Annotated in this window: 26 protein-coding genes; 18 read left to right on the forward strand and 8 right to left on the reverse strand. The window is 41.0% G+C overall.

All coding sequences use genetic code 11. From position 1 onward, the window contains the following. Positions 1 to 4: 4 nt before the first annotated feature. The gene (locus tag CLV99_RS15190; protein WP_246032780.1) at positions 5 to 916 is read left to right on the forward strand and encodes an SDR family oxidoreductase; all 912 of its coding nucleotides are present in this window, start codon (positions 5 to 7) and stop codon (positions 914 to 916) included. Beyond that, the gene (locus tag CLV99_RS15195) at positions 917 to 1,441 is read left to right on the forward strand and encodes an acyl-CoA thioesterase (protein ID WP_133585365.1); all 525 of its coding nucleotides are present in this window, start codon (positions 917 to 919) and stop codon (positions 1,439 to 1,441) included. Positions 1,442 to 1,492: 51 nt separating this feature from the next. Here CLV99_RS15195 and CLV99_RS15200 read toward each other — a convergent pair whose 3' ends face one another. The 4 genes from CLV99_RS15200 to CLV99_RS15215 form a co-directional block, all read right to left on the reverse strand. Beyond that, positions 1,493 to 1,900 carry an EVE domain-containing protein gene (locus CLV99_RS15200; RefSeq protein ID WP_133585366.1) on the reverse strand — a complete coding sequence of 136 codons (408 nt, stop codon included), beginning with the start codon at positions 1,898 to 1,900 and terminating at the stop codon, positions 1,493 to 1,495. 1 nt (position 1,901) lies between these two features. Then, on the reverse strand, positions 1,902 to 2,252 hold the full coding sequence (gene gldC / locus CLV99_RS15205) for a gliding motility protein GldC (protein WP_133585367.1): 351 nt from the start codon (positions 2,250 to 2,252) through the stop codon (positions 1,902 to 1,904). Positions 2,253 to 2,340: 88 nt separating this feature from the next. Then, positions 2,341 to 2,580 (reverse strand): hypothetical protein, encoded by a 240-nt coding sequence (locus tag CLV99_RS15210; RefSeq protein ID WP_133585368.1) that lies wholly within the window; start codon positions 2,578 to 2,580, stop codon positions 2,341 to 2,343. A 3-nt stretch (positions 2,581 to 2,583) separates the two neighbouring features. Next, positions 2,584 to 3,936, reverse strand: coding sequence for a DEAD/DEAH box helicase (locus tag CLV99_RS15215; RefSeq protein ID WP_133585369.1), 1,353 nt, complete (start codon positions 3,934 to 3,936; stop codon positions 2,584 to 2,586). A 141-nt stretch (positions 3,937 to 4,077) separates the two neighbouring features. Between CLV99_RS15215 and CLV99_RS15220 the strand changes: the two genes are divergently transcribed. Both CLV99_RS15220 and CLV99_RS15225 read left to right on the forward strand, forming a co-directional pair. Continuing rightward, positions 4,078 to 6,216 carry a S46 family peptidase gene (locus tag CLV99_RS15220; protein ID WP_133585370.1) on the forward strand — a complete coding sequence of 713 codons (2,139 nt, stop codon included), beginning with the start codon at positions 4,078 to 4,080 and terminating at the stop codon, positions 6,214 to 6,216. A 120-nt stretch (positions 6,217 to 6,336) separates the two neighbouring features. Continuing rightward, complete coding sequence (locus CLV99_RS15225; RefSeq protein WP_021068808.1) at positions 6,337 to 6,519, forward strand: hypothetical protein; 183 nt, start codon at positions 6,337 to 6,339, stop codon at positions 6,517 to 6,519. 82 nt (positions 6,520 to 6,601) lie between these two features. Here CLV99_RS15225 and CLV99_RS15230 read toward each other — a convergent pair whose 3' ends face one another. Both CLV99_RS15230 and CLV99_RS15235 read right to left on the reverse strand, forming a co-directional pair. Continuing rightward, positions 6,602 to 7,387: a GLPGLI family protein gene (locus CLV99_RS15230; RefSeq protein ID WP_162850132.1), complete on the reverse strand. Its 786-nt coding sequence runs from the start codon at positions 7,385 to 7,387 to the stop codon at positions 6,602 to 6,604. A gap of 8 nt (positions 7,388 to 7,395) precedes the next feature. Further along, positions 7,396 to 10,101: an outer membrane beta-barrel protein gene (locus tag CLV99_RS15235; RefSeq protein WP_133585372.1), complete on the reverse strand. Its 2,706-nt coding sequence runs from the start codon at positions 10,099 to 10,101 to the stop codon at positions 7,396 to 7,398. 183 nt (positions 10,102 to 10,284) lie between these two features. Here CLV99_RS15235 and CLV99_RS15240 point away from each other — a divergent pair, with 183 nt between their 5' ends. The 14 genes from CLV99_RS15240 (at position 10,285) to CLV99_RS15305 (ending at position 23,150) form a co-directional block, all read left to right on the forward strand. Continuing rightward, positions 10,285 to 11,655 carry a dipeptidase gene (locus tag CLV99_RS15240; protein WP_133585373.1) on the forward strand — a complete coding sequence of 457 codons (1,371 nt, stop codon included), beginning with the start codon at positions 10,285 to 10,287 and terminating at the stop codon, positions 11,653 to 11,655. Positions 11,656 to 11,706: 51 nt separating this feature from the next. Continuing rightward, positions 11,707 to 12,594 carry a LysR family transcriptional regulator gene (locus CLV99_RS15245; protein WP_133585374.1) on the forward strand — a complete coding sequence of 296 codons (888 nt, stop codon included), beginning with the start codon at positions 11,707 to 11,709 and terminating at the stop codon, positions 12,592 to 12,594. A 100-nt stretch (positions 12,595 to 12,694) separates the two neighbouring features. Next, positions 12,695 to 13,669: a c-type cytochrome gene (locus CLV99_RS15250; protein ID WP_133585375.1), complete on the forward strand. Its 975-nt coding sequence runs from the start codon at positions 12,695 to 12,697 to the stop codon at positions 13,667 to 13,669. Between the two features lie 16 nt (positions 13,670 to 13,685). Beyond that, on the forward strand, positions 13,686 to 14,162 hold the full coding sequence (locus tag CLV99_RS15255; protein ID WP_133585376.1) for a DsrE family protein: 477 nt from the start codon (positions 13,686 to 13,688) through the stop codon (positions 14,160 to 14,162). Between the two features lie 18 nt (positions 14,163 to 14,180). Next, positions 14,181 to 15,092, forward strand: a complete 912-nt coding sequence (locus CLV99_RS15260; RefSeq protein ID WP_133585377.1) for a molybdate ABC transporter substrate-binding protein — start codon at positions 14,181 to 14,183, stop codon at positions 15,090 to 15,092. Between the two features lie 70 nt (positions 15,093 to 15,162). Then, positions 15,163 to 15,960 (forward strand): lysophospholipid acyltransferase family protein, encoded by a 798-nt coding sequence (locus CLV99_RS15265; RefSeq protein WP_133585378.1) that lies wholly within the window; start codon positions 15,163 to 15,165, stop codon positions 15,958 to 15,960. Between the two features lie 110 nt (positions 15,961 to 16,070). Further along, the gene (locus CLV99_RS15270) at positions 16,071 to 16,292 is read left to right on the forward strand and encodes a DUF2795 domain-containing protein (protein ID WP_002996718.1); all 222 of its coding nucleotides are present in this window, start codon (positions 16,071 to 16,073) and stop codon (positions 16,290 to 16,292) included. A 219-nt stretch (positions 16,293 to 16,511) separates the two neighbouring features. Further along, positions 16,512 to 16,967: a hypothetical protein gene (locus tag CLV99_RS15275; RefSeq protein ID WP_133585379.1), complete on the forward strand. Its 456-nt coding sequence runs from the start codon at positions 16,512 to 16,514 to the stop codon at positions 16,965 to 16,967. 237 nt (positions 16,968 to 17,204) lie between these two features. Continuing rightward, positions 17,205 to 18,194 (forward strand): anthranilate phosphoribosyltransferase, encoded by a 990-nt coding sequence (trpD, locus tag CLV99_RS15280; protein ID WP_133585380.1) that lies wholly within the window; start codon positions 17,205 to 17,207, stop codon positions 18,192 to 18,194. A 60-nt stretch (positions 18,195 to 18,254) separates the two neighbouring features. After that, positions 18,255 to 18,896: a phosphoribosylanthranilate isomerase gene (locus CLV99_RS15285; RefSeq protein WP_133585381.1), complete on the forward strand. Its 642-nt coding sequence runs from the start codon at positions 18,255 to 18,257 to the stop codon at positions 18,894 to 18,896. Beyond that, on the forward strand, positions 18,871 to 20,052 hold the full coding sequence (trpB, locus tag CLV99_RS15290; protein ID WP_133585382.1) for a tryptophan synthase subunit beta: 1,182 nt from the start codon (positions 18,871 to 18,873) through the stop codon (positions 20,050 to 20,052). The genes CLV99_RS15285 and trpB overlap by 26 nt, the downstream gene beginning before the upstream one ends. A 93-nt stretch (positions 20,053 to 20,145) precedes the next feature. Beyond that, positions 20,146 to 20,898 carry a tryptophan synthase subunit alpha gene (gene trpA, locus CLV99_RS15295; RefSeq protein WP_133585383.1) on the forward strand — a complete coding sequence of 251 codons (753 nt, stop codon included), beginning with the start codon at positions 20,146 to 20,148 and terminating at the stop codon, positions 20,896 to 20,898. Between the two features lie 103 nt (positions 20,899 to 21,001). Further along, positions 21,002 to 22,447, forward strand: a complete 1,446-nt coding sequence (asnS, locus tag CLV99_RS15300; protein ID WP_133585384.1) for an asparagine--tRNA ligase — start codon at positions 21,002 to 21,004, stop codon at positions 22,445 to 22,447. A gap of 82 nt (positions 22,448 to 22,529) precedes the next feature. Next, positions 22,530 to 23,150 (forward strand): L-threonylcarbamoyladenylate synthase, encoded by a 621-nt coding sequence (locus CLV99_RS15305; RefSeq protein ID WP_133585385.1) that lies wholly within the window; start codon positions 22,530 to 22,532, stop codon positions 23,148 to 23,150. A 22-nt stretch (positions 23,151 to 23,172) separates the two neighbouring features. Here the strand turns inward: CLV99_RS15305 and CLV99_RS15310 are convergent, their stop codons facing one another. Together CLV99_RS15310 and CLV99_RS15315 are read right to left on the reverse strand one after the other, a co-directional pair. Next, positions 23,173 to 23,613: an SRPBCC domain-containing protein gene (locus tag CLV99_RS15310; RefSeq protein ID WP_133585386.1), complete on the reverse strand. Its 441-nt coding sequence runs from the start codon at positions 23,611 to 23,613 to the stop codon at positions 23,173 to 23,175. Between the two features lie 74 nt (positions 23,614 to 23,687). Then, entirely contained in the window at positions 23,688 to 24,254 is a 567-nt protein-coding gene (locus CLV99_RS15315; RefSeq protein WP_133585387.1) for a Crp/Fnr family transcriptional regulator, read from the reverse strand. Position 24,255: the final 1 nt, after the last annotated feature.

The following is a 24,255-nucleotide window of genomic DNA, read 5'->3' on the forward strand; positions in this document are numbered from 1 at the left end:
CCGTATGCGCATATTAATCACTGGATCCAACGGCTTTGTTGCTCAAAAATTCTGCGAATTGTGGCAGCATAATCAAATAGAAGGTGTTCTTTTAGGCGTATCCAAGACAGCCAATAGAAATAAAGACCTTCCCTCGTCCTCTTTTAGGCAATGCGACCTTATAGATCTCGAAGCTCTTAATGATTTGCTTACAGCATTTCGTCCGACCCACATCTTACACACAGCGGCACTGAGCAGTGTAGAATCCTGTGTTGACAATCCGGATATGGCGCAACGAATAAATGTAGACCTGACCACATTTTTAGGAGAATATGCTACCTCCCACAATGCGCATTTGACATTCTTGTCTACAGATTTCGTATTCGACGGGATACAGGGGCCTTATAAAGAAGAAGACCTCACAGCTCCGGTCAATGCCTATGGAGAGAGTAAAGTAAGAGCAGAAGAGTCGCTCCTCACATTAGAGGGCAAAATAGCCATATTAAGAACCATTCTGGTATACGGCTGCATCTCAGACTCTAAGCGCGGCAACCTTGTACTATGGGCAAAAAAACAACTGGAAGAGGGCAATCCCATCCGTGTCGTGCGCGACCAATGGCGTATGCCCACTTGGGTCGACGATCTCGCTCAGGCCTGCTTTCTAGCCATGAAAAAAGAAGCACAGGGCCTATTCCATATATCCGGCTCAGAGCTATATAGTATAGAAGAAGTCGTATATCAAGTCGCTGACTATTGGAATCTAGACAAGTCCTTGATTAGCTCCATCACAGCCAAAGACATTGGTCAGGACCAAAACCGTCCAGCTAGAACAGGCTTTGTTCTTGACAAAGCACGGACTGTTTTAGGCTTTACACCTACTCCTTTTGTCGTATCTTTGCAAAAAATTGACGAACAACTAAAACAACATAACAGCTAGATGGAAGGGAAAAAAGCAAAAGATTCGTACACCGAAATGAACGAATTAGTTTTACCAAACGACACGAATACCTTTGGTAATCTAATGGGGGGCAGACTATTATACTGGATGGACATTTGCTCTGCTATGGCGGCACAGAAACACTCCAATAGTCCTGTGGTAACGGTATCTGTAGATAATGTTTCGTTCAAGAGATCGATCAAATTAGGTGAGGTGGTTACCATTCAAGCCAAAGTATCACGTGCTTTCAACTCTTCTATGGAAGTACGTATGGAGATATTCGCTCACAATCTGCCCGAAGGGACCAAAGTCAAGAGCAATGAGGCTTATTACACTTTTGTAGCGGTCGATGAAAACACCAAACCCAAAAGAGTTGCGGACCTTATCCCAGAGACGGAAGAAGAAATCCATTTGTACGACGAAGCATTACAGCGTAGAGAGTTACGTTTGATTCTTGCCGGAAAAATGGAAATGAAAGATTCAAAAAGCTTAAAGAAGCTTATAAGCCATGCAAAAAGTCATTAAATAAAAAAGGTTCAGTTTGATAAACTGAACCTTTTCTCTTTATGAATAGAATTATCCATTTCCCAACTCTAGGATACGGTCAAATTCTTCTTGCTTGAGCGGCATCACCGACAGCCGCCCCTGTTTTACAAGCGCAATATTCTGTAAGAACTCATCTGCCTTTACCATTTCTAGTGTAACTGGCTTCTTCAAAGTCTCTACCGGAGCAAGATCTACCACTACCCATTTGGGATCTTCCGTCGTAGGATCCTGGTAGTATTCCTTTACGACCTTAGCTACACCAACCACCTCTTTGCCTTCGTTACTATGATAGAAAAGAACGAGGTCTCCGACCTTCATCGACTTCATATTATTCCGGGCCTGATAATTACGTACGCCATCCCAGAATGTCTCCCCATCTTTATTAAACTGTTCCCAGCTATATTTAAAGGGTTCTGATTTTACTAAGAAATAATTCATACTAGCCCTCTCCTTCCAATACTTCCATCTTATCCGCAAAGTGCGCACAATAATCACGGAGGTCACCGATTACTTTCTCTGCCATTGGGTCACCACCAGACGCTCTTAAAAAAGAATCCCCCATGGTTTGCATCGTCTCATAAAAAAAGCGTTTCATCTCATCGTACGGCATATCTTTAGTCCATAAGTCAATACGTAAGGAATTCTTATACTGTGCATCCCATAATGACAAGAACATTGCCTTCGCTGGCAACGTATCTGAAGTCTCTCCATCCGTAGAAGACCATTGAATTACTTCTGGAACATTATTTTCGTCCAACTCGACGTTCAATTTTATTTCTGCTTTTTTCATCCTATTGTTTAATTTTTAATACCTGTAGAGAAGCTGCATAAATAACGTCCCCACTGGTTATTGATATTATATAAGCCTTTGGGCTTCCTTATTGCATTTTCAATATAACCATCAGTATACCGACAAGCAGTATAAAACCAATCTGTAGAAACCATATTCGCTTTAGGTCTTTAAAGAACAAGCGAAATCCCAAATCTATCAATGCCAAGAACACGGTCAGAACCAACAACCAGCCCCAAGACATAATCTTCTCCTGTTCACTGCTCCACTCAGAAATCACCCATACCAAGATACAGGCCAAAGTAATATTTAAGGGCGTTAGCTTCACAGATTAACTATTTTTAAACTTCTTGCCCTTCTTCTTCTTTACTCCGGAGGATTTAGGGGCTGTCTTTTTCGGCTTATAGCCGGATTTTAACGCCTCCTTTTGTTTAATAATAAACTTCTTCTCATGAAAAGCCCCTTTAAAGTCAGGATTATCTTTTTTCTTTTGATTATCGATTTCCCGGGCTATAGTTTGCCGTTCATCGAATGGAGTTTTCTCCACAAAGACATCTTCTGGTAACTCCGCAACCGGAATAGATTGACGAATTAGCTTTTCAATCTTTTCTACATAATACTCTTCTGCTGGGTTTGCAAAAGTGATAGCATCCCCTTTATTAAAGGCACGTCCTGTACGTCCAATCCGATGTACATAGTCTTCAATCACGATAGGCACATCAAAATTAATCACATGACTTACGTTGGAAACATCCAATCCTCTAGCCGCTACATCGGTAGCCACCAAAAACCGAATCTCACCCGATTTAAATGCATTGATAGAATTTATCCGTGTGTTCTGCCCTTTATTCGCATGGATTACACGTACATTATCTTCACCATATTTTCGGTCTAAATAACCGAATACATTATCGGCAACTTCTTTGGTCTTACAAAATACGATAACACGGTGAAATGCCTCATCGTCTTTAAATAGATGTTGCAAAAGATTAATCTTAGTCTTAAGATTGGGCACCCGATAGAGCGTCTGTGACACCGTCTTTGCCGGTGTAGCTTGCTCGGTAACTTCAATTACTGTAGGAAATGCCAAAAAATCACCTGCAATCTTTCGAACCAGCTCACTCATCGTCGCCGAAAACAAAAGATTTTGGCGTTTGCGAGGAACTATCTCCAATACACGGTGTATTTTACTGATGAATCCCATATCCATCATCTTATCCGCTTCATCCATCACCAAAAACTTCAACGATTTGGTATTGATATATCCATCGAGATATAAGTCAAGGAAACGCCCCGGAGTTGCGACTATAATATCACAGCCTTTCTCCAGTTGTTCCTTCTGGGTCTTCGGTCCCAACCCACCATACAAAAGTACTGTCCGGAGATCCAGATAGGTTGAGAAGAGACGGATATGCTCTTCGATCTGCATAGCCAGTTCACGAGTCGGGCTCAATATTAAAGCCCTAGGGTCCATACCCTGAGCATACTTTAGCTTCATCAATAAAGGCAACACAAAAGCAGCTGTTTTACCTGTCCCTGTCTGCGCTATTCCCATCACATCCTGTCCAGCTAGAAGGGGTGTTATAGCCTTCTGCTGAATCTCCGTAGGCTCCGTGTAACCTGCCTCCGCGATTGCGTCTAGTATTTGCTTATTGAGTTTAAAATCTTCGAACGATACCTGCATCTTACAAAGATAATGAAAAAGATATTAGTTGTAAGTCATAAGACAGGAGAATGCAGATAGATATTACTTCCAAACTTTATTTTTCAAAATTTTGTTTTGCCAGCGATTTAAAGCAATTTTGTTTCAGAAAAAATAATTAGAATGAAGAAAATAGTATCGTTATTAGTGCTATGTGCAGTCACCTTGACTACCATGGCAGATGAGGGAATGTGGTTCCTCATGCATTTAAAGCGTCTGAACGAAGCTGACATGCAAAAAAAAGGTCTTAAACTGACCGCTGAAGAAATTTACAGCATTAACAATTCCAGCTTAAAAGATGCTATTGTACAGTTTGCTGGAGGTTGTACAGCCGAAATCGTATCTGGATCAGGCCTTGTTATGACCAACCACCACTGTGGATACGGTGCCATTGCAGAATTATCCTCTCCGGAGCATGATTACCTGACCAATGGTTTCTGGGCCAAAAACCACAGCGAGGAGTTGAAGCCAAAGTCTCTTTCGGTACGCTTCTTTGTACGTATGGACGATGTTTCAAAACGTATATTAAGCTTAGTAAATGATAAGATGTCTGAAAAAGAAAGACAGAAAATCATCAACCAGGAGATCGCTAAAATTGAAAAAGAAAACAGCGAAAACGGCAAATACATCGTTTCTGTCAAATCATTTTATAACGGTAACGAGTATTACTACTTCGTATATCAGGACTATGAAGACGTACGTCTAGTAGGTACACCTCCAAACAGCATCGGTAAATTCGGTGGTGACACCGACAACTGGGAGTGGCCGCGTCACACTGGCGATTTCTCTGTTTTCAGAGTCTATGCTGATAAAGACGGAAATCCTGCCCCTTACTCCAAAGAAAACGTACCGTTGAAACCTAAATATCATTTACCTATCAGTCTAAAAGGTATTAAAGAAGGCGACTTCTCCATGATTCTAGGATACCCTGGCCGTACCAATCGCTGGATGCCTGCTGCTGGAATTGACCAAAACGTCAAATATGCATACCCTGCTTGGGTAGAAGCTTCCAAAACAGGTATGGATGCCATGAAAAGACACATGGAAAAAGACCAAGCCGTAAATATCAACTATGCTTCTCAATACTCAGGTGTTGCCAACTATTGGAAAAACCGTCAAGGTATGATTGATGCCTTGTCTAAACACAACACGGCGAATGCAAAACGCACATTAGAAAGCAACTTCGAGAAGTGGGCCAACAAAAAAGAAAACAAAGAAAAGTACGGTGATGTTATTAAAACGATCAACGACTACTACACTGCTACCAACGAAAAAGCACGTCATGACAACTACCTAACTGGTATGATTCGCTCGTCTACTTTTGCTTCGTTCCCTTATAGCATTGGTAGTGCATTAAAACAATATGCTGAAGCTAATGAAGCTGCACGCAAGCAAATGCGTCCACGTTTTGAAGCTGGGATCCAAGAAACCTACGAAAAGGCTTACATTCCTTTGGAAATAGACGTATTAGCTGACGAGTTGAATCTCTATAGCGCAAAAGCTGGGCAGATTGCTCCATATATCGCAGAATTGGCAACACAGAACAGCAAAAACTTCAACACAACGATAAAAGCTGCATTCGACAATAGCGTTTTCGGTTCGCAATCAAAACTAGAAGCATTCTTGGATAATCCTTCAGCTTCTGTCATCAGCCAAGATCCTTTGTTCAAAATCTCTGAGGCCTTAATGACCAAATACAGAGAGCGCACGGCCGAACAAGAGCAACGTGAAGATAATTTTCAAGCAGCCTTCCGTAAATATATTGCAGGTTTCTTAGAGATGAATCCAAAAGGCAAATACTATCCAGATGCGAATAGTACCTTACGCCTTACTTATGGTACGATCAGAGCACTTCCTAGCGACCCTCGTAATGATGCTAAAGTAAACAATTACACCACTTTAAAGGGCACAATAGCGAAATACAAACCAAATGACGAGGAGTTCGATTTACCAAAAAGACTTATCGATTTGTACGAACAAAAAGACTATGGCCGCTATGCAGACAAAGATGGCTACATGCCTGTAAACTTCCTAAGTGACCAAGATATCACTGGTGGAAACTCGGGTTCTCCTGTATTAAATGCTAAAGGAGAATTAATTGGCTTGGCTTTTGATGGTAATATTGAAGCCATGGCTGGCGATGTGATCTTTGACCCTAAACTACAACGGACTATTTCAGTAGACATCAGATATGTTCTGTTTGTCATTGATAAATTCGCTGGTGCAAAAAACATCATCGACGAACTTACAATTGTAGAATAATCGCTATTAAATTGTTTTTTTCAACAAAAAAATAGGATTTAATTACTTTTGTATTTGTTGTTTTTGTATATTTATTACATCTTAGTGCAAATATTTAGAAACTAAATTATATTAATTAAAATGGAAAACTACACTAAATTAAAAGAACTAGTTGCTTCAATCGAAGCTGATGCTGAAAAATTCTTCAACAATGGTAACTCTGCTGCAGGTACTCGCGTACGTAAAGGCTTACAAGACATTAAGACTTTAGCACAAGACATCCGTAACGAAGTAACTGCAAAGAAAAACGACGGAAAAAAATAATCTATTTTAGATTATACAATAAAAAATCCCGTTCTGAATTGCTCAGAACGGGATTTTTTGGTTCCTAAAACTTGACTCCTAGCTACATCAGGGCTAACTTGATAACATAATCTATCGTCTCTTTATTTAGAAAACTGCTGAAAGTATCGTTCATCATTTTAGCGATATCAGTCCTATTCATCCGTTTTGTCTTCGTATTATTAAACAGTTTTTTATCCAATACGACATTATCCATAAGCTCTACTTTCGTAGCAAAGTAAGAAACATGTTGGCTGGGTACTACCAAACCCAAAATCAGTCCCGGTAGACCGTTAATAGATTCTGGACCTCCATTTGTCAAAAGCTCATTACTATAATAACCTATTACATAGGTGGAGTCTGGCGTAATACCATTGGCCCGCCTACAATTGTAACCTGCAATCTCTCGGTACTCATCAGTGACCTTCCATTCAATCGTTTTTACGGTGTCCTGTATAACTATCTTTTGTCCGATAATATCATTGTATCGTTTATAATCTTTAGTCTTTAAATCAGACAACGTAGTCGCATCAAAGTCTATAGCCAACATCATAATAAACTGCTTAATTTCCGCATCCAGATCCTGTTTAACAGGTTCAAACAAAGTCTCATTCCCATTAAATTTCAATGTCTTTTTCAATACTAGATTCTCCGGTGCATTGGGTATCATCGACTCAAACTGAGACCTAGAACGATCATCCGATTTATCCAGGTACTGCTTACGCATGATATTCTTAATATACATGGTTTTATCATAAGTCACCACTCCCGATTTTCCAAACATGGCAAACTGTGCTGTAGCTGTATGGCCCAGTACAAAAAGGGCCAACAGCATCATTATATTCTTCATTCTCATCATTATTTCACAAACATTTTATTAAAATCCCAAGACAACTTCAACATATAATACCGTCTTATGGTATCAAAACGCCTCTGGGTAAACACAGAGTTTGATTGAGTTCTAGAATATCCTAAGTTCTGATTAAACACGTCATTGATTGTAAAATCCAACATGAGCGATTCATTCTTAAAGAACTTTTTACTGATTCCAGGATGCACCAAAAATCTTTCCAGCTTCTGGTCAAATGCGTCCGTAGGTGCTTCGTACGAATAGTCATAATTGGTATATATCTTGAATGAGCTGGATAAGAAATACTCAATGCCGCCAGATACACCAAATACAAAACCACTATTATCTCGTTCCGGACTCAAGTTGGAGGTCATCTGTCTGTATTGAGGACTTATTTTCGTCGTAAAATTCAAGCCCGTTTTTGTTTCCCTTTTTATCTCATAACTGAACGTGTAGTTCTGCGACTTCACTAAATTAGCTTCACTATTAAAGAAGTTATTATTCCTATTAACTCCCAAAACCAAACTGACTGAATTCTCCAACATCAATGCTTTGTTCAATCTAAAGTGATACCCTCCGTACATGGATGCAGAGAAATCCTGTTTACCAGTCATATTATCCCAACGGTAATAATTGACCCCATTACTGGTTGTAATATTCTGCGTGATCGGGTCCTTCGTTAAGGTAACTGTTCCCCCTAAATATTTGAATTGATTTGATAATAGATTAAAACTATGATAAAACCCTTCAAATGTATTCGTAAAAGCCGGATTTAGATCCTCGTTACCATTGTAGATATTTAATTGATCCGAGTTATTCATGATGGGCTGTATCTGATTTAGAGACGGCAGTTGGTTTTGCCCCGAATACGACAGTCTCAGCGCTTTGGCCATAGAGAACTTATAGGTCGTCGTCAATCTCGGATTATAGGTAAAGAAGTTTCTATTCAACGCCCTATTGTCGTAATTATTGATCTGTTTTAAACGGTCATCATTAAACGTATTTGTTAGATTAGCTTCCAGCTTTTCTCCTTGGTAAGCCATAGTGACATCATAATTATTACTCAATCTATTAAAGTCATAACTACTACTGTACTTAGGGTCCAAAACATCATATTTTCCGCTAGTCCCCTTATTAAGAGACTCCAAGAGCGATGCATTCTTTACACTGACGATACCGTAAGCCACCGATAGGTTCAATTCTCGTGTCAGGGGCTCTGTATAGGTAACCCTACCCTGCACTTTACTGAGCTCCTGCTTTGTGTTTTTAAATTGGTCTGTAGTTGGCAGTTTTCCTCCCGGATCCTTAATCAGCTCAGAGTACAAAGTACCTGTCCCAATAGTTTCACTCTTACTACCTGCTGCATTCAAAGAGAAAACCCGTCCTTTTTTCAAGAATTTTTTGGTGTATAATGCATCGAAATCATAACTATTGACCTTATTGTCTATATCTTCTTTACTCTCGTTTTTCGTAACCGTATCCGCGTAGTTTGTAGAGTTAGTAACTGTATTACTCCACAATTTCTTCCGGCTAGCTGATCCTGTAATCAATATTTCATTTAGTGAATCGATCTTTGTTTCCAGACGCAGGTTGACACGGTGTTGATCATTATCCGTATCCACTTTCTTCGTGGTCTCACTGTTGATAATACCAGACATTATAGTGCTTTCCTCACCATCCGCAGCAATCTTTCCATACTTATAGTTTAGGTTCAGCCGGTATCTATCCCCCTTCCATCTATCTGTAAAGTTTACTCCCGTATTGATTGCACGTGGTATTCCTGTCACTCCTTCTCCGGAAAAGGGATCATTCACCTTCATCACTCCACCTTCAAAAGAGGCATCGACATCTACACCAAACTTTTGGGCATCTTCCCAATTCATCGTTGTAGTTCCGTTGTTCCCGAATAAACCATATACAGACACCTTCTGAGGACCTTTGAACTTATTGAACATGAGCTGTCCCATATAGTACTTATCTGTACCACCACCAGCCAGGGCCTTTCCAAAGAAACCGTTCTTCGCACCGTCTTTCAGTTTTACATTAATAGTCTGCTCACGCACCCCATCATCTACACCGGTCCGCTCCGTCTGGTCAGACTTCTTTTCGTATACCTGCACTTTATCCACCATATCCGAACGGAGATTGCGCGTCACTAAGGTGGGATCATTCCCAAAGAACTCTTCTCCGTCTACCAGTACCTTTTTAACCGTCTTACCTTGCGCTGTAATCTTACCCGAAGCATCTACTGTAATACCTGGTAATGCCTTAAAAAGGTCCTCCACTTTCGCATTTGCCTCCATCTTAAACTGAGAAGCATCGTATTCGGTTGTATCCCCTTTAATTGTTATAGCGGCTCTTCGCTTTACGACCACTTCTTCAATCAGGTGAGCAACACTTGTCAGCCCCAACTCACCGAGGTTCGAACTTGTCGTTCCACCCGTTACCGTCTCATAGAAATCGGCATACTTTGGATAGGAAACAATTACGAGATACGAGCCATTTGCGGGTCTTTTCAACTGGAACTTACCTCCAACATCCGACCTTCCATAGTCGACCAATGTGGAATCTTGTGTTTTCAGCAACATAATTGTTGCATTTTCCAGGCTTTTCTTATCTGTCGCATCCACGACCTTACCTGTAACTACATTTTGGGAGTATCCTTTAAAATACAACCCGGACATTAACATAAAACAAAGAAGTATACCTCTCATAAAAGGATCTAATAAAACTACGTATCAACTATTTTTCAGTATTAGTTGTACAAAAATGAAAAATGTTACACCTTATCGCTAAAAAGATAGAAAAACGTGACTTTTTATTACACTAAAGAGCCTTCCAAAAAAGCAGGAATACCGTTTCAAAATACTTACCTTTGTATTAAATCATTTTTTGACATGCAAAACATCAAAGATTATGTAGAAGCTAATAAAGAACGCTTCTTAAACGAACTATTTGAATTATTGCGCTTTCCTTCCGTAAGTGCTGACCCTCAATACAAAGAGGGTGTATTGAATACCGCAGAATTCGTGGCTAAAAAACTTCAGGATGCTGGCGCTGAAAATGTAGAAATATGCCCTACAGCTGGATACCCTATTGTATATGGTGAAAAAATATTTGACCCATCTTTGCCAACAGTGTTAGTATATGGTCACTATGACGTACAGCCTGCTGACCCTTTAGAGCTTTGGGACACTCCTCCATTCGAACCTACAGTCCGTGATGGGAAGATCTATGCTCGTGGTGCTGCCGATGACAAAGGTCAGTTCTATATGCACGTAAAAGCATTCGAATACATGGTTACAAATAACCAATTGGCATGTAACATCAAGTTTATGATCGAGGGTGAAGAAGAAGTAGGTTCTGAAAACCTAGGTATCTTCGTTGCAGCTAACAAAGAGCGTCTAAAAGCGGACGTTATTGTTATCTCAGATACCTCTATGATCAGCTTAGAAAACCCATCGATAGAGACAGGCTTACGCGGTCTTTCTTACGTTGAGGTAGAAGTAACTGGACCAAACCGTGATCTACACTCAGGTGTATACGGTGGAGCAGTAGCTAACCCAGCTACTATTTTATCCAAAATGATTGCTTCCCTACACGATGAGAACAACCATATCACCATTCCTGGTTTTTACGATGATGTCTTAGAATTGACAGCAGAAGAGCGTAAAGCATTGAACGAAGCACCGTTTGATGTTGAAGAATACAAAACAGACCTAGGTGTTAGCGAATTGTGGGGCGAGAATGGCTATACTGCTATCGAACATACAGGTATTCGTCCTACACTTGAAGTAAACGGTATCTGGGGTGGTTACATTGGCGAAGGAGCAAAAACAGTATTACCATCTAAAGCCTATGCTAAAATCTCTATGCGTTTGGTTCCTAACCAAAACTCAGATAGAGTTACAAAGCTATTCAAAGAACACTTTGAAGCTATCGCTCCGAAATCGGTAAAAGTAGAGGTAAAACCACACCACGGTGGCGAGCCTGTAGTAACACCGACGGACAGTATCGCTTACAAAGCTGCTGAAAAAGCGTTGGAAGTAACATTCAACAAAAAACCTATTCCTACGCGCGGTGGTGGTTCTATTCCAATCGTTGCACTTTTCGAAAAAGAATTAGGTATCAAAACGGTATTATTAGGATTCGGTCTGGACAGTGACAACTTACACTCTCCAAACGAGAAATATGGTATCGAAAACTATTTAAAAGGTATCGAAACAATTCCTTTGTTTCACAAATATTACGCTGAATTAAGTAAGTAATTCGGTATAAAAAAATAAAAGGGTTATTTTTAAAAAAATAACCCTTTTTCTATGGATTTTGATTTTCGACTTAAGGTCTTTCATACTGCGGCCCAGCAACTCAACTTTACAAAGACCGCAGCAGTACTCTACATATCCCAACCTGCTGTCAGCAAAAACATTATCGAACTGGAAAAGAAACTCGGTGTTTCCCTTTTTGAACGCAAAGGCAACAACCTAATCTTGACAAAAGCAGGAGAAATCTTATTTCGTTATGCTGCACAGATCATACAACTATACAACAAAGCAGATCAAGAAATATTCGATCTACAGTCCAATATGAAGGGACACCTGATACTGGGAGCTAGCACTACCATATCCCAGTACATCATTCCCTCACTATTAGCCAAATTTCTGAACGAACACCCCAATAGCCATATTGAAGTCTCTCAATACAATAGTCGCGCTATTGAAGAACTACTCATTGAAAACAAAATCGATCTTGGCATCACCGAAGGGGCTACAGACAACCGGGCACTGAAATATATCCCTTTCATGAAAGATGAACTCGTATTAGTAACCAATAGTCAAAACGCACTACTGAAACAGCTCAAAAAACCGGATGTCCTAGACCTTTACAGACTCCCCTTGGTAGTTCGCGAATTAGGCTCTGGCACACGTTCTGTTATCGAAAATAAAGTGAGATGCCTCGGTATTGATTTTTCCAAACTCAATATCGAAATGGTATTGGCCTCGACCGAGAGTATAAAGCGTTATATTCAAGAACGCGATTGCTTCGCTTTTCTTTCCATCCACTCTATCCAAAAAGAAATCTTGGAAAACAGGCTTACCATACTAGATATACCTGATTTACAGATCGAACGTTATTTTCATTTCACCCATGTATACGGGGGACTTACAGGCATACCTAATCAATTTTTACAATTCTGTATGAGGTAATTAACTTTTGCAAATAACTTTTGGTTATACCTTATAATATTTCCTTTCTTTTTGAATAATTCAAAAGCAAGTTTATTTGTACAAACAATTATTCGAAAAGATGGAGTATAAGAAACTAACCAATTATGTAAAAGCACTCGGCGGGATAGCCTTACTATCATTGGTATTATGTGTATGTCTTTTCCTTTTTGCTTATCAACAAGGAACATCAACAAATACAGCTAGTGAAGTAAAAAACGACAGCATCATCAACCACGTAGCAGACTATATCCCTGTCACTTTTAAAGAAGACAGCGAGGGACAACTGGCGAGCTATGGCGAAAAGTTAATAAAAAATACTTACGACTACTTCTACGAAGACGGCAAAAAAATAGGCAATAATCTAGCCTGTACGAATTGCCACCTCAATGGAGGGACAAAAGCTTTTGCTGCTCCGTACGTCGGCCTGCACCAGGTCTTTCCGATGTACATTGGGCGCGAGGACAAGATCGAATCGCTAGAAGAACGGATCAACGGTTGCTTCGAACGTAGTATGAATGGACGAGCAATCCCCGAAAATGGTAAAGAGATGCGTGCTATTATCACCTATATCAAACAGGTCAGTTCCCGCACACGCAATGACAAACGTCTAGAAGGACAAGGTTTCGTAAAACTAGAAATTCCGGACCGTGCCGCGGATCTCAAGCAAGGCCAGTTGATCTATACGAATAAATGCATGAGCTGCCATGGAGACCAAGGACAAGGACAGAAAAACCCAAATGCGGGAGGGTATCTATATCCACCATTATGGGGCCCCGATAGCTACAATGATGGTGCAGGAATGGCGCGTATGCTTACCGCTGCTCGCTTTATAAAAGGCAATATGCCACTGGGAGCGACCTTTGAAGAGCCTCTTCTGAGCGACGCTGAGGCTTATGATGTCGCTGCATACATTAATTCTTTTGATAGACCCAAGAAAGCAGACAAAGACAAGGACTATCCTAATCTCGCAAAGAAACCAAAAGATTGCGCCTATCCTCCTTATTCGGATAATATAAGTGCAGAACAGCATAAATACGGACCATTTAATTTTTAAAAATAATAATACCCATATGAACAACAGCATCATTACAGCCTGCATCATCCTATTTGCAATAGCATTTCAGGGACAGAGTTACGCTCAGGAGAGTGCATTTATCACAAAAAACAAATCATTCCAAGGTGCGATAGCTAAAAAGAAAAGCTATAAAGCGATCTACCAGCTAGACAGCGATGACCCCAAGACAATTGCGAAGGCGTTCCGGAATATCAACAACGCATTGAAAGACCCACGCCTGCAAGGAAAACTAGAAATCGAACTGATTGCATTTTCGGGTGGAACAGAGGCCTTCAAAAAATCGAACAGCCAATATGAAGCTGCTTTAAAGGATTTGATCGAAAAAGGAGTCCATGTCGTCCAATGCCTTAATACATTAGAAGAACGAAAGATAGCCAAGAGTGAACTTTATGACTTCCTTGCTTACGTACCTAGTGGCAATGGGGAGCTCATCTTGCGTGCTAGCGAAGGCTGGATTATTGTAAAACCGTAACAAAAACACGTAGAAATCATGAATTACAAGAATATACTTCTCGGCATATTCCTACTGACTAGCACCCTAGGAAAGGCCCAAGATCATCGCTTTGATCCGCCTTGGAATACACCTCCCGAATCGGCCGTTCATTTCACTGTACCTGGTATTAACAATGTACCCGATCTTTATGGTGACATTGTAAATCCTCAATTAACCATATTCTTTGCGGGCAATCAATTTATGGTTGTAGACGATCTTTTAGCCGCTTTTAAAAAAGAATATCCGCAGTACCAGCGCATATTTGTTGAGACTCTGCCCCCAGGAATATTGGCTAAGCAAATAAAAGGAGGTTCGTTGACATTGGGCAACCTTCGTATTGACCATCAGCCTGATGTCTATACTGCCGGCAAGCGTACTATTGAGGAGATGAAGGACTATTTCAGCCATACCCAGATTTATTGCTACAACAACATCTGTCTTATGGTACCGAAAGACAACCCTGCAAAGATTACCTCCCTCAATGACCTTGGTCAAGACCACATCCGCATTGCTATGCCCAACCCGCTGTGGGAAGGTATAGGCGAACAGATACAGGCTTCCTATAAGAAAGCGGGAGGCGACGCTTTACTGGACAAAATCATGAAAGACAAAGTCGCTACTGGCCTCACTTACCTCACCAAGATACACCACCGCGAGAGCCCTATGCGTATTCTGTATGGCGATGCGGATGTTGCCCCTGTATGGACCTCGGAAGTGGTCTATCAAAAACTGAAAGGACATCCTGTAGATGGCATAGAAATACCCGATAACCTCAATACCACTGCTACCTATATGGCGGCAAAGCTAAAAAAAGCACCTCACCCGAAGGCAGCTGATGATTTCTTGCGATTTATGGAAACAGAAACCGCCCAGAAAATATACATGAAATATGGATTCAGCATAAAATAGAACTTTCTAAAAAAGGATACCTCGGTATCCTTTTTTCTTTTTAAATTCGATTTTCATTAATGTAAATCGTATGGTGCAAATCCTTAGAAAGATACACAGACTATGGTATTTCCTATGTCTATTATCCTTTTTCATTCTATTATTTCCGTTCTTGTATGTATTGACCCGCCGCCCTGAAAAGAACTATGCAGCTATTGTCCGAGTAAGACGAGCCATAGCACTACTAGCATCCACCTTTTCAGGTATATTCTTCCAGGTAGAATTTGAATCCGAAATCGACTGGTCTGTCCCTTATATCATCTGCCCCAATCACACCTCTATTTTAGATATCACCGCTATCATCTTTATGTGCCCACAGCCATTTTCCTTCATGGGTAAGGTGGAGCTATTACGCAACCCTGTAACACGTATTTTCTTCAAGACCATAGATATCACCGTGGATCGAAAGAGCAAAATATCAGCATTCAGAGCATTTAAAAAAGCTGATGGCTTAGTAAAAGAAGGAAAATCGGTGGTTATCTTTCCAGAAGGGAAAATCGATGACGAATACCCTCCACGGCTTCATGAATTTAAATCAGGTTCATTCAAACTTGCTATAGACAATCAGGTACAGATACTGCCCGTAGTCATACAGAATGCCTGGCAAATATTATTTGACAGCGGTGATGCATTCGGTTCTAGGCCCGGTGTTGTTCGAATACACGTGCTTTCTCCTATCTTTCCACACCTCTCCCTTACCGAACGGGCTAGCGAGCTACAGTCGGACGACATACAGGAACTGGTGTACAACCGCATGAAATCGCAGTGGGATAGTGTCAACGATAGTCGTCAAAATGTCAAAAAAACAGAAACACAAAAACACATATAGCTACTAACCAACACAATAACAATCACAAACACATTTAATATACAATTAACTTGCTATTTTAAAATATAATACTATTTTTGCGGAAAAAGTAGAACTTAAATTGTAATACTATGTATTGGACTCTAGAATTAGCATCACACTTAGAAGATGCGCCATGGCCTGCAACTAAAGATGAATTAATTGATTACGCAATTCGTTCTGGTGCTCCAGTAGAAGTAATCGAGAATCTTCAAGCTTTAGAAGATGATGGCGAACCTTATGAAAACATTGAAGAGATTTGGCCGGATTATCCTACAAAAGATGATTTCTTTTTCAATGAAGACGAGTATTAATCCAGCATAAAAATCGCACTTTTCTAAGTGCGATTTTTATTTTATCCTCTTTTCGCTATCTAGCCGACCTTTCCTAAAAACACTACGCGATTAATCCTTAATTTTTCTGATGGTGTCTATCCTCAAAGGTCATCAAGAACTTTCATATAGATTCTTTATCGAAAAGGAATCATGAAAGTTTTATTACTTTTGTCAAACGGATAAACAAATCATATACATATGAAAGTACTCCTCAGTCTTATATTATTCACCCTATCATCCAGCTTGTGGGCACAGGAATCAACCCCAAAAGACCACACAAAAGATGTTACGCTGATTCAATCATTTATACGGGATCTGGCCGATGAAAACAAGGCGGTAGACATTATATTGAGCCAGTACCTGATTGTCGAAAATCCTTCGGACGAAATCTATGATTACCTTGAAGTCTCACTAGAAGAAGTCCGGATTAACCTTATGGCAAAGAATTTAGAGGAAATCGATTATATACCGTATAACAAAATGCCAAAAAAAGAAATTCGGGACATCGACCCTGAAGGTTTAGATACGGGCAATATGTACTTTCTGCATTACCGTAAGCGACAAATGCTGGCAGTGTATCTAGAGAATGGCAAAATTGGTTCCTTTACGCTAGTCTCGAAGGGAGACAACCTTGCACATTTTGTACTTTATTAAAATTTCAAAAAAAACTTGACATTTTTAAAAACTTATTTGATATTTGTACATAACGACTAAGAAATGAGCAATTTTGTAATCAATAACGCATGGTGGTGGCACGACAGTTAATGTTGTGGCAGATGTCTATTGCTTAAATTTGATACAATCAAAAATATAGTGAGGCTTGCCATATCGGCGAGCCTTTTTTTTGTGCTTTTTTTTCAACTACAATTTTTTGACTTTTTAACTTAACAAATGAAAGAGATATTAACTCACCTATTCGAATACAAATCATTCAGCCGACAAGAGGCCTATGATATCCTGACCCACATCGCTACAGGAAAGTACGATAGTCATCAGATTGCAGCTTTTATGACCACCTACGGCATGCGCAGTATCCGTGTTGAGGAACTGATGGGCTTCCGTGATGCCATGTATGACCTTTGCCTAAAAGTCGACTTCCAAGGGTACGACCTCATCGATATGTGCGGCACAGGCGGGGATGGTAAGAATACCTTTAATATCTCTACATTAGCGTCCTTTATCGTCGCTGGAGCAGGGTACCATGTCGCCAAACACGGGAATGTTGGTGTTTCCTCTGGTTGTGGTTCTTCCAACGTAATGGAGTATCTCGGTTATCAGTTTACGAATGATAAGGAAAGTCTTCAGCGTCAATTGGACGAAGCGAACATCTGTTTTCTCCATGCTCCTTTATTTCATCCGGCAATGAAAACAGTTGCACCGATCCGCAAAGCACTAGGTGTCAAGACATTTTTCAATATGCTAGGACCACTCACCAATCCTGCCAATCCAACGTATCAATCCGTAGGTGTATTTAGTCTGGAACTAGCCCGCCTATACACCTACCTGAGCCAAAACACAGACAAGCAATATAGCATAATCCATGCACTGGATGGCTATGATGAGATATCCTTAACAGGTGATTTTAAACTGATAAACAATGCAGGAGAGCATTACTACACAGTCGAAGAACTAGGTTTTGAGCCTGTCACAGCCGAAGAGCTGGCTGGTGGAGATAGTGTTGAAGAAGCTGCCTCCATTTTCAAAAACATCATACAAGGTGAAGGCAACAGTACGCAGAATAATGTCGTGCTGACCAATGCCGCTTTTGCAATAAAGACATTCCATCCTGAAAAAAGCTTTGGTGACTGCTATTACGAAGCTGAAGAATCATTAATGGGATTAAAGGCATTGGATAGTTTGAAGAAGTTGGTAGGGAGTTAAGGAGTGAACAAGACACAAGATAACATGTTAACAAGATAACTGGATAACAGAATAACAAACATGAACAACATTAAAATAAAGGTTTGTGGCATGCGGGATGTAGAAAATATAAAGCAGCTTATCGAGCTACCGATAGCTTATATTGGATTTATCTTTTATTCCAAATCCCCTCGTTTTGTACAAGAAGGCATTCCTCCTATTGTCCCCGACGGCGTTGAAAAAGTGGGCGTATTTGTCAACGAGACATTCACGGTTATAATGGACAAGGTCAAATCCTATCAGCTCCAAACAGTACAGCTGCATGGTAATGAGCCTGCGACATTATGCGCTGCATTAAAAGCAGAAGGTCTGACGGTAATCAAAGCCTTTGGAATCGACGAAACATTTGACTGGACCTCTTTAGCGAGTTACCTAGATGATGTTGACTTCTTTTTGTTCGACACCAAAAGTACACAGCATGGTGGCACAGGCCAATCATTCTCTTGGTCAGAGTTAGCACATTATCCTTATGCCACACCTTATTTCCTAAGCGGTGGCCTGGGTCTAGAGAATATAAAAGAAGCGCTTAAAATAAATGACAGTAGGCTTTATGCTTTAGATTTAAATTCTAGATTTGAAGAACAACCTGCTGTAAAGAATATACACACATTAACACAAGCATTATCAATCATACAACATGAGCAAGTATCAGGTAGACAATAGAGGATATTATGGGCCATTTGGTGGCGCTTATATTCCGGAGATGCTGTTTCCAAACGTTGAACAATTAGAACAGCAATATTTAGAAATCATGAATGACCCTTCGTTCCGGGCTGAATTTGATCAGCTACTCAAGGATTACGTCGGACGTCCTTCACCGTTATACCATGCCAAGCGACTCTCTGAGCGCTATGGGGCTACCATATTTTTGAAAAGAGAAGATCTCAACCATACGGGAGCTCACAAGATCAATAATACGATAGGTCAAATACTACTCGCCGAGCGCTTGGGCAAGAAAAGGATTATTGCAGAGACGGGTGCCGGGCAGCATGGTGTAGCTACAGCCACCGTATGTGCGCTAAAAGGCCTAGAGTGTGTGGTATACATGGGCGAGGTTGATATCGAGCGACAAGCCCCCAATGTAGCCCGTATGAAAATGATGGGAGCTACCGTAGTACCTGCGACATCCGGAAGCAAAACACTTAAAGATGCGACCAATGAAGCATTGCGCGATTGGATAAACAACCCATTGGATACACATTATATCATCGGGTCTGTAGTAGGACCACACCCCTACCCTGACATGGTTGCCCGCTTCCAGTCCATCATATCCGCTGAGACTAAAATACAATTATTAGAAAAAACAGGAAAAGAGACACCCGATATTGCGATGGCCTGTGTGGGCGGAGGTTCAAACGCTGCCGGTATGTTCTACAACTTTGTAGATGATGACGTGCGTCTTATCGCTGTAGAAGCTGCAGGACACGGTGTTGACTCCGGCGAGACAGCAGCCACAACAGTATTAGGCAAGGAAGGCGTACTACATGGTAGCCGTTCTATCTTAATGCAGACAGAGGATGGACAGGTCGTGGAGCCCTACTCCATCTCCGCGGGATTAGATTATCCTGGTATAGGCCCGCAGCATGCTTGGTTATTTAAATCCGGTCGTGGCGAGTACGTATCAGCCACCGACGATGAGGCTATGCAAGCTGGCTTACGCTTGACACAGCTCGAGGGGATCATACCTGCCATAGAAAGCTCACATGCCTTGGCACACCTCGAAAAGATGACATTCAAAGGGGACGAAGTCGTTGTAGTCTGTTTATCCGGCCGTGGCGACAAAGACCTCGACAACTATATGAAGTATTTTAATCTGTAGTATTAGTTATCAAGTGAACAAGTTATCGAATTAACAAGTTGCGAAGGCTCCTAGATAACAAGATCACTGGATAACATGTTAACAAAACACAACATGCAACTCAACAAACACGCAAACGGACTATTGTCCATATATTTTACGGCGGGCTATCCCACTTTGGATAGTACGGTTTCCATTGCCAAAGCATTAGAAGAAGCGGGCGCTGATTTTTTGGAAATCGGTTTCCCCTATTCAGATCCTGTGGCTGATGGACCAACTATACAGCATAGTTCCGAAGAAGCGCTCAAAAATGGAATGACGCTTAGCGTTCTGTTCGAACAGCTTCAAGATCTGCGCAAGCACGTCTCCATCCCCGTATTCTTAATGGGCTACGTCAATCCAGTCATCCGTTTTGGAGTAGAAAATTTCTGTAAAGCCTGTAAAGAAGTAGGTGTCAACGGAACTATTATTCCAGACTTGCCTATGTACGAATACGAGGAGCTCTATCAACATATTTTTGAGGAAAATGGTATCAGCAATATTTTTTTAGTGACGCCACAGACATCCGAAGAACGGATACGTAAGATAGACAAACTATCGAGTAGCTTTATCTATTTGCTCTCTTCGAATGCCACCACCGGCAAAAACTTAGAAGTAAAAGATCAAGCTGAAGCGTACTTCAAACGGATAAAAGATATGGATCTAGACAATCCCTTTATCATTGGATTTGGTATATCTAATCAAGAGACATTTCGTAAAGCCACGACCTATGCCAATGGCGCTATCGTAGGTACTGCATTTGTCAAACTATTGGACGAAGCAGATTATTTAGCAAAAATCCCTCAGTTCATACAAAATCTACGTTAATAAAGATCAAAATGCATAACATTTTGTGCTTTTGTTGACGATTAGCAAATAATATAGCGTATTTTTGTAGTATTAGAAAAAGAAAAAATTCCCTTAACTAAAAATGGAACACACACGAATTAAAGAATTATTACAATCGGAAGATTTTGGAAAAGAAGTTATCGTAAAAGGCTGGGTTAGAACATTTCGCAATAACCAATTTATAGCTATCAATGACGGTTCTTCCATCAATAATATCCAAGCCGTAGTTGATTTTGAAAACACGCCTGATGCGATTCTAAAAAGAATCACTACGGGTGCTGCCGTTCGTGTAAAAGGTAATTTAATCGAGTCGCAAGGAAAAGGTCAACGTGTAGAGGTAAAAGCAACAGAAGTCTCCATTATCGGTGACTCCGATCCGGAAAAGTACCCTTTGCAACCTAAAAAACACAGTTTAGAATTTCTTCGTGAGATTGCACACTTGCGGGTACGCACAGGCACATTCAATGCGATATTCAAGGTACGCAATGCCTTATCATTCGCTATCCACAAGTTCTTTCAAGAACGCGATTTCCTATATTTCCACTCTCCTATCATCACAGGTTCTGATGCCGAGGGTGCTGGCGAGATGTTTAGAGTTACTACGCTAGACCCTATCAGCCCACCTTTGACTGAAGATGGCAAAGTTGATTTCAAGGAAGACTTTTTTGGTAAAGCTACAAATCTAACCGTCTCCGGACAGTTAGAGGGTGAACTTGCAGCATTAGCTTTTAGCAATATCTACACTTTTGGACCTACGTTCCGTGCCGAAAACTCCAATACGACCCGCCACTTGGCCGAGTTCTGGATGATTGAGCCGGAGATGGCATTCTATGAATTGGAGGACAACATGGATTTGGCCGAAGACCTATTGAAATATGTCATCAAGTATGCGCTAGAGCAATGCCCTGAAGAAATTGAATTCTTGAAAAACAGATTGTTGGAAGAAGAGAAATCGAAACCGCAAGCAGAGCGTTCAGAACTTAATCTTGTTGAGAAATTGAACTTTGTATTGGAAAACAACTTCGAACGTTTGACCTATACAGAGGCTATAGATATTTTATTGCGTAGCAAGCCCAACCAGAAAAAACAATTCAAGTACCTTATCGAAGGTTGGGGAGCCGACTTACAGTCAGAACACGAACGTTATTTAGTCGAAAAGCACTTCAAGAAGCCTGTAATCCTTACAGACTACCCTCGTGAGATTAAATCGTTCTATATGAAACAAAACCAACCGGATGCGGAAGGTCGCCATACCGTACGTGCTATGGACATCCTTTTCCCAGGTATTGGCGAAATGGTTGGAGGTTCACAACGTGAAGAAGACTTACAAAAGCTTTTGACGCGCATGGCCGAGGTCGGTATCGAAGCTTCAGAAATGGAGTGGTTCTTGGATACACGTCGTTTTGGTACAGTTCCACATTCAGGATTTGGCGTAGGCTTCGAGCGTTTGGTATTATTTACCACCGGTATGACCAATATCAGAGATGTCATTCCTTTCCCTAGGACACCGAACAACGCAGAGTTTTAATATAAAGAACAACAGCCAAAACAAAACATTTTGGCTGTTGTTCTTTTAGGAGGAAGCAAGACCATACCAAACAACAATCGACATGCTATTAAAAATATATAACGACAAGCCAAACGAAAAATACATTGACCAAGCGGTAGAGATACTACGCAAGGGAGGAGTTATCATCTATCCCACCGACACCGTATATGGTATCGGTTGTGACATCACCAACCAGAAAGCAATAGAACGGGTGTGTCAGATACGAGGGTTAAAAACAGATAAAGCAAACCTCTCTTTTATCTGCTATGACCTTACTGATATCTCACAATACACGAAACCTTTCGATACGACTGTTTTCCGTGTTTTGAAGAAAGCACTGCCTGGCCCGTTTACCTTTATCTTTAATGCCAGCGGACAAGTACCTAAGCTATTAAGTTCGAAAAAGAAAACTGTTGGTATCCGTGTTCCAGACAACAATATTGTACGTGAGATTGTCAAACAATTGGGCAATCCCATCGTAACAGCGTCGATCCATGATGAAGATGATATTATCGAGTACTCGACCGACCCCGAGTTAATCTACGAAAAGTACCAAGAACTTGTCGACCTCGTTATAGATGGTGGGTATGGAGACAATGTCGCTTCTACTGTCGTCGATGTCACTGAAGGTGAGTTTGAAGTCATCCGTGAAGGAAAAGGAGACCTGGAGCAATACCTATAATCCAGGTCTTGGCTCCAGCCCATCACAGCTTTCCTTCCACCTCGGCTTTCAGTGCGGCATTAAAAAGCAGAAAGCCATTTTTCGTATCCACATCAATCATTTTCTTCAAAAAAGGAATCAATATCCCGGAAAACAATTCCCCCTGGCTAAACCGGGTCTGCCCATTAGCCGCAGGCTCGACTATAAAATAGTGCTCTCCATCAAAGATTCCATCTATCCAGAGCTTTCCCTTCCACCGGATTTCCTTATTCGTTTCCAGTTTTAGGAAAACCGGATTCATCGTTATGCGCATACCATCAGGCTGCTGCAACAACACTTTAGTACGTTGTCCAACCTTGGGTATACCTCCAAACTCCCGAATAGTAGGACTCCAGACTGGGTAATTTGAGAAATCAGTCAGCACCGACCAGACCGCCTCTACAGGTGCATCAATTAGGATTGTTGTTTCTATCTTTCGTTTCATAACGCAAAGTTATCTACGCTTAGAAACAATGCCCTTGACATTTATCAAGAAGATAAATTTCTGTTACACGGCAGCTAGCCTCCCACCTTACTCCGTATCCGGCTAAGGGTTTCGGGAGTCATCCCCAAGACAGAAGCTATAAACTGTAAGGGTACCTGATTAAAAAAAGCTTTATGTTGTTCGAAATATTGCAGATAGCGCTCTTCTGCCGATAGGGATATAAAATCGAATACACGGCTTTCGAGTACCATAAAACACTTCGCTATAAAACGTTTCTCCACCACATTCCATTGCGGAAGTAGGGATTCGAAACGCTGATAGTCACTCTTGTACAGTGATAAGACCTTAGCATCTGTCAATGCCTGAATCTGCCAACGGCTGGGTTGATCAAACAAAAAAGAGGACAAATCCGTAATAAAGTACCCTTCCCCCCCAATCCATTGCGTCACCTCTCTACTTTCAGTCTGGGCAAATACCCTGAATATCCCGGAAGCAATAAAACTCAAACGATCAGCCCGCTGTCCATTTCCCAAAAAGAACTCCCCTTTTCCGACAGTCTCCTCGACAAAGTATTGGCTTATCTCCCTCACCTGACCAGGAGGTAGGTCAAAAACCTGCTGCAGTTGAATTTCAATATCCATC

Origin of the sequence: Sphingobacterium yanglingense (assembly GCF_004363245.1) — a bacterium.
GTDB classification, from domain to species: domain Bacteria; phylum Bacteroidota; class Bacteroidia; order Sphingobacteriales; family Sphingobacteriaceae; genus Sphingobacterium; species Sphingobacterium yanglingense.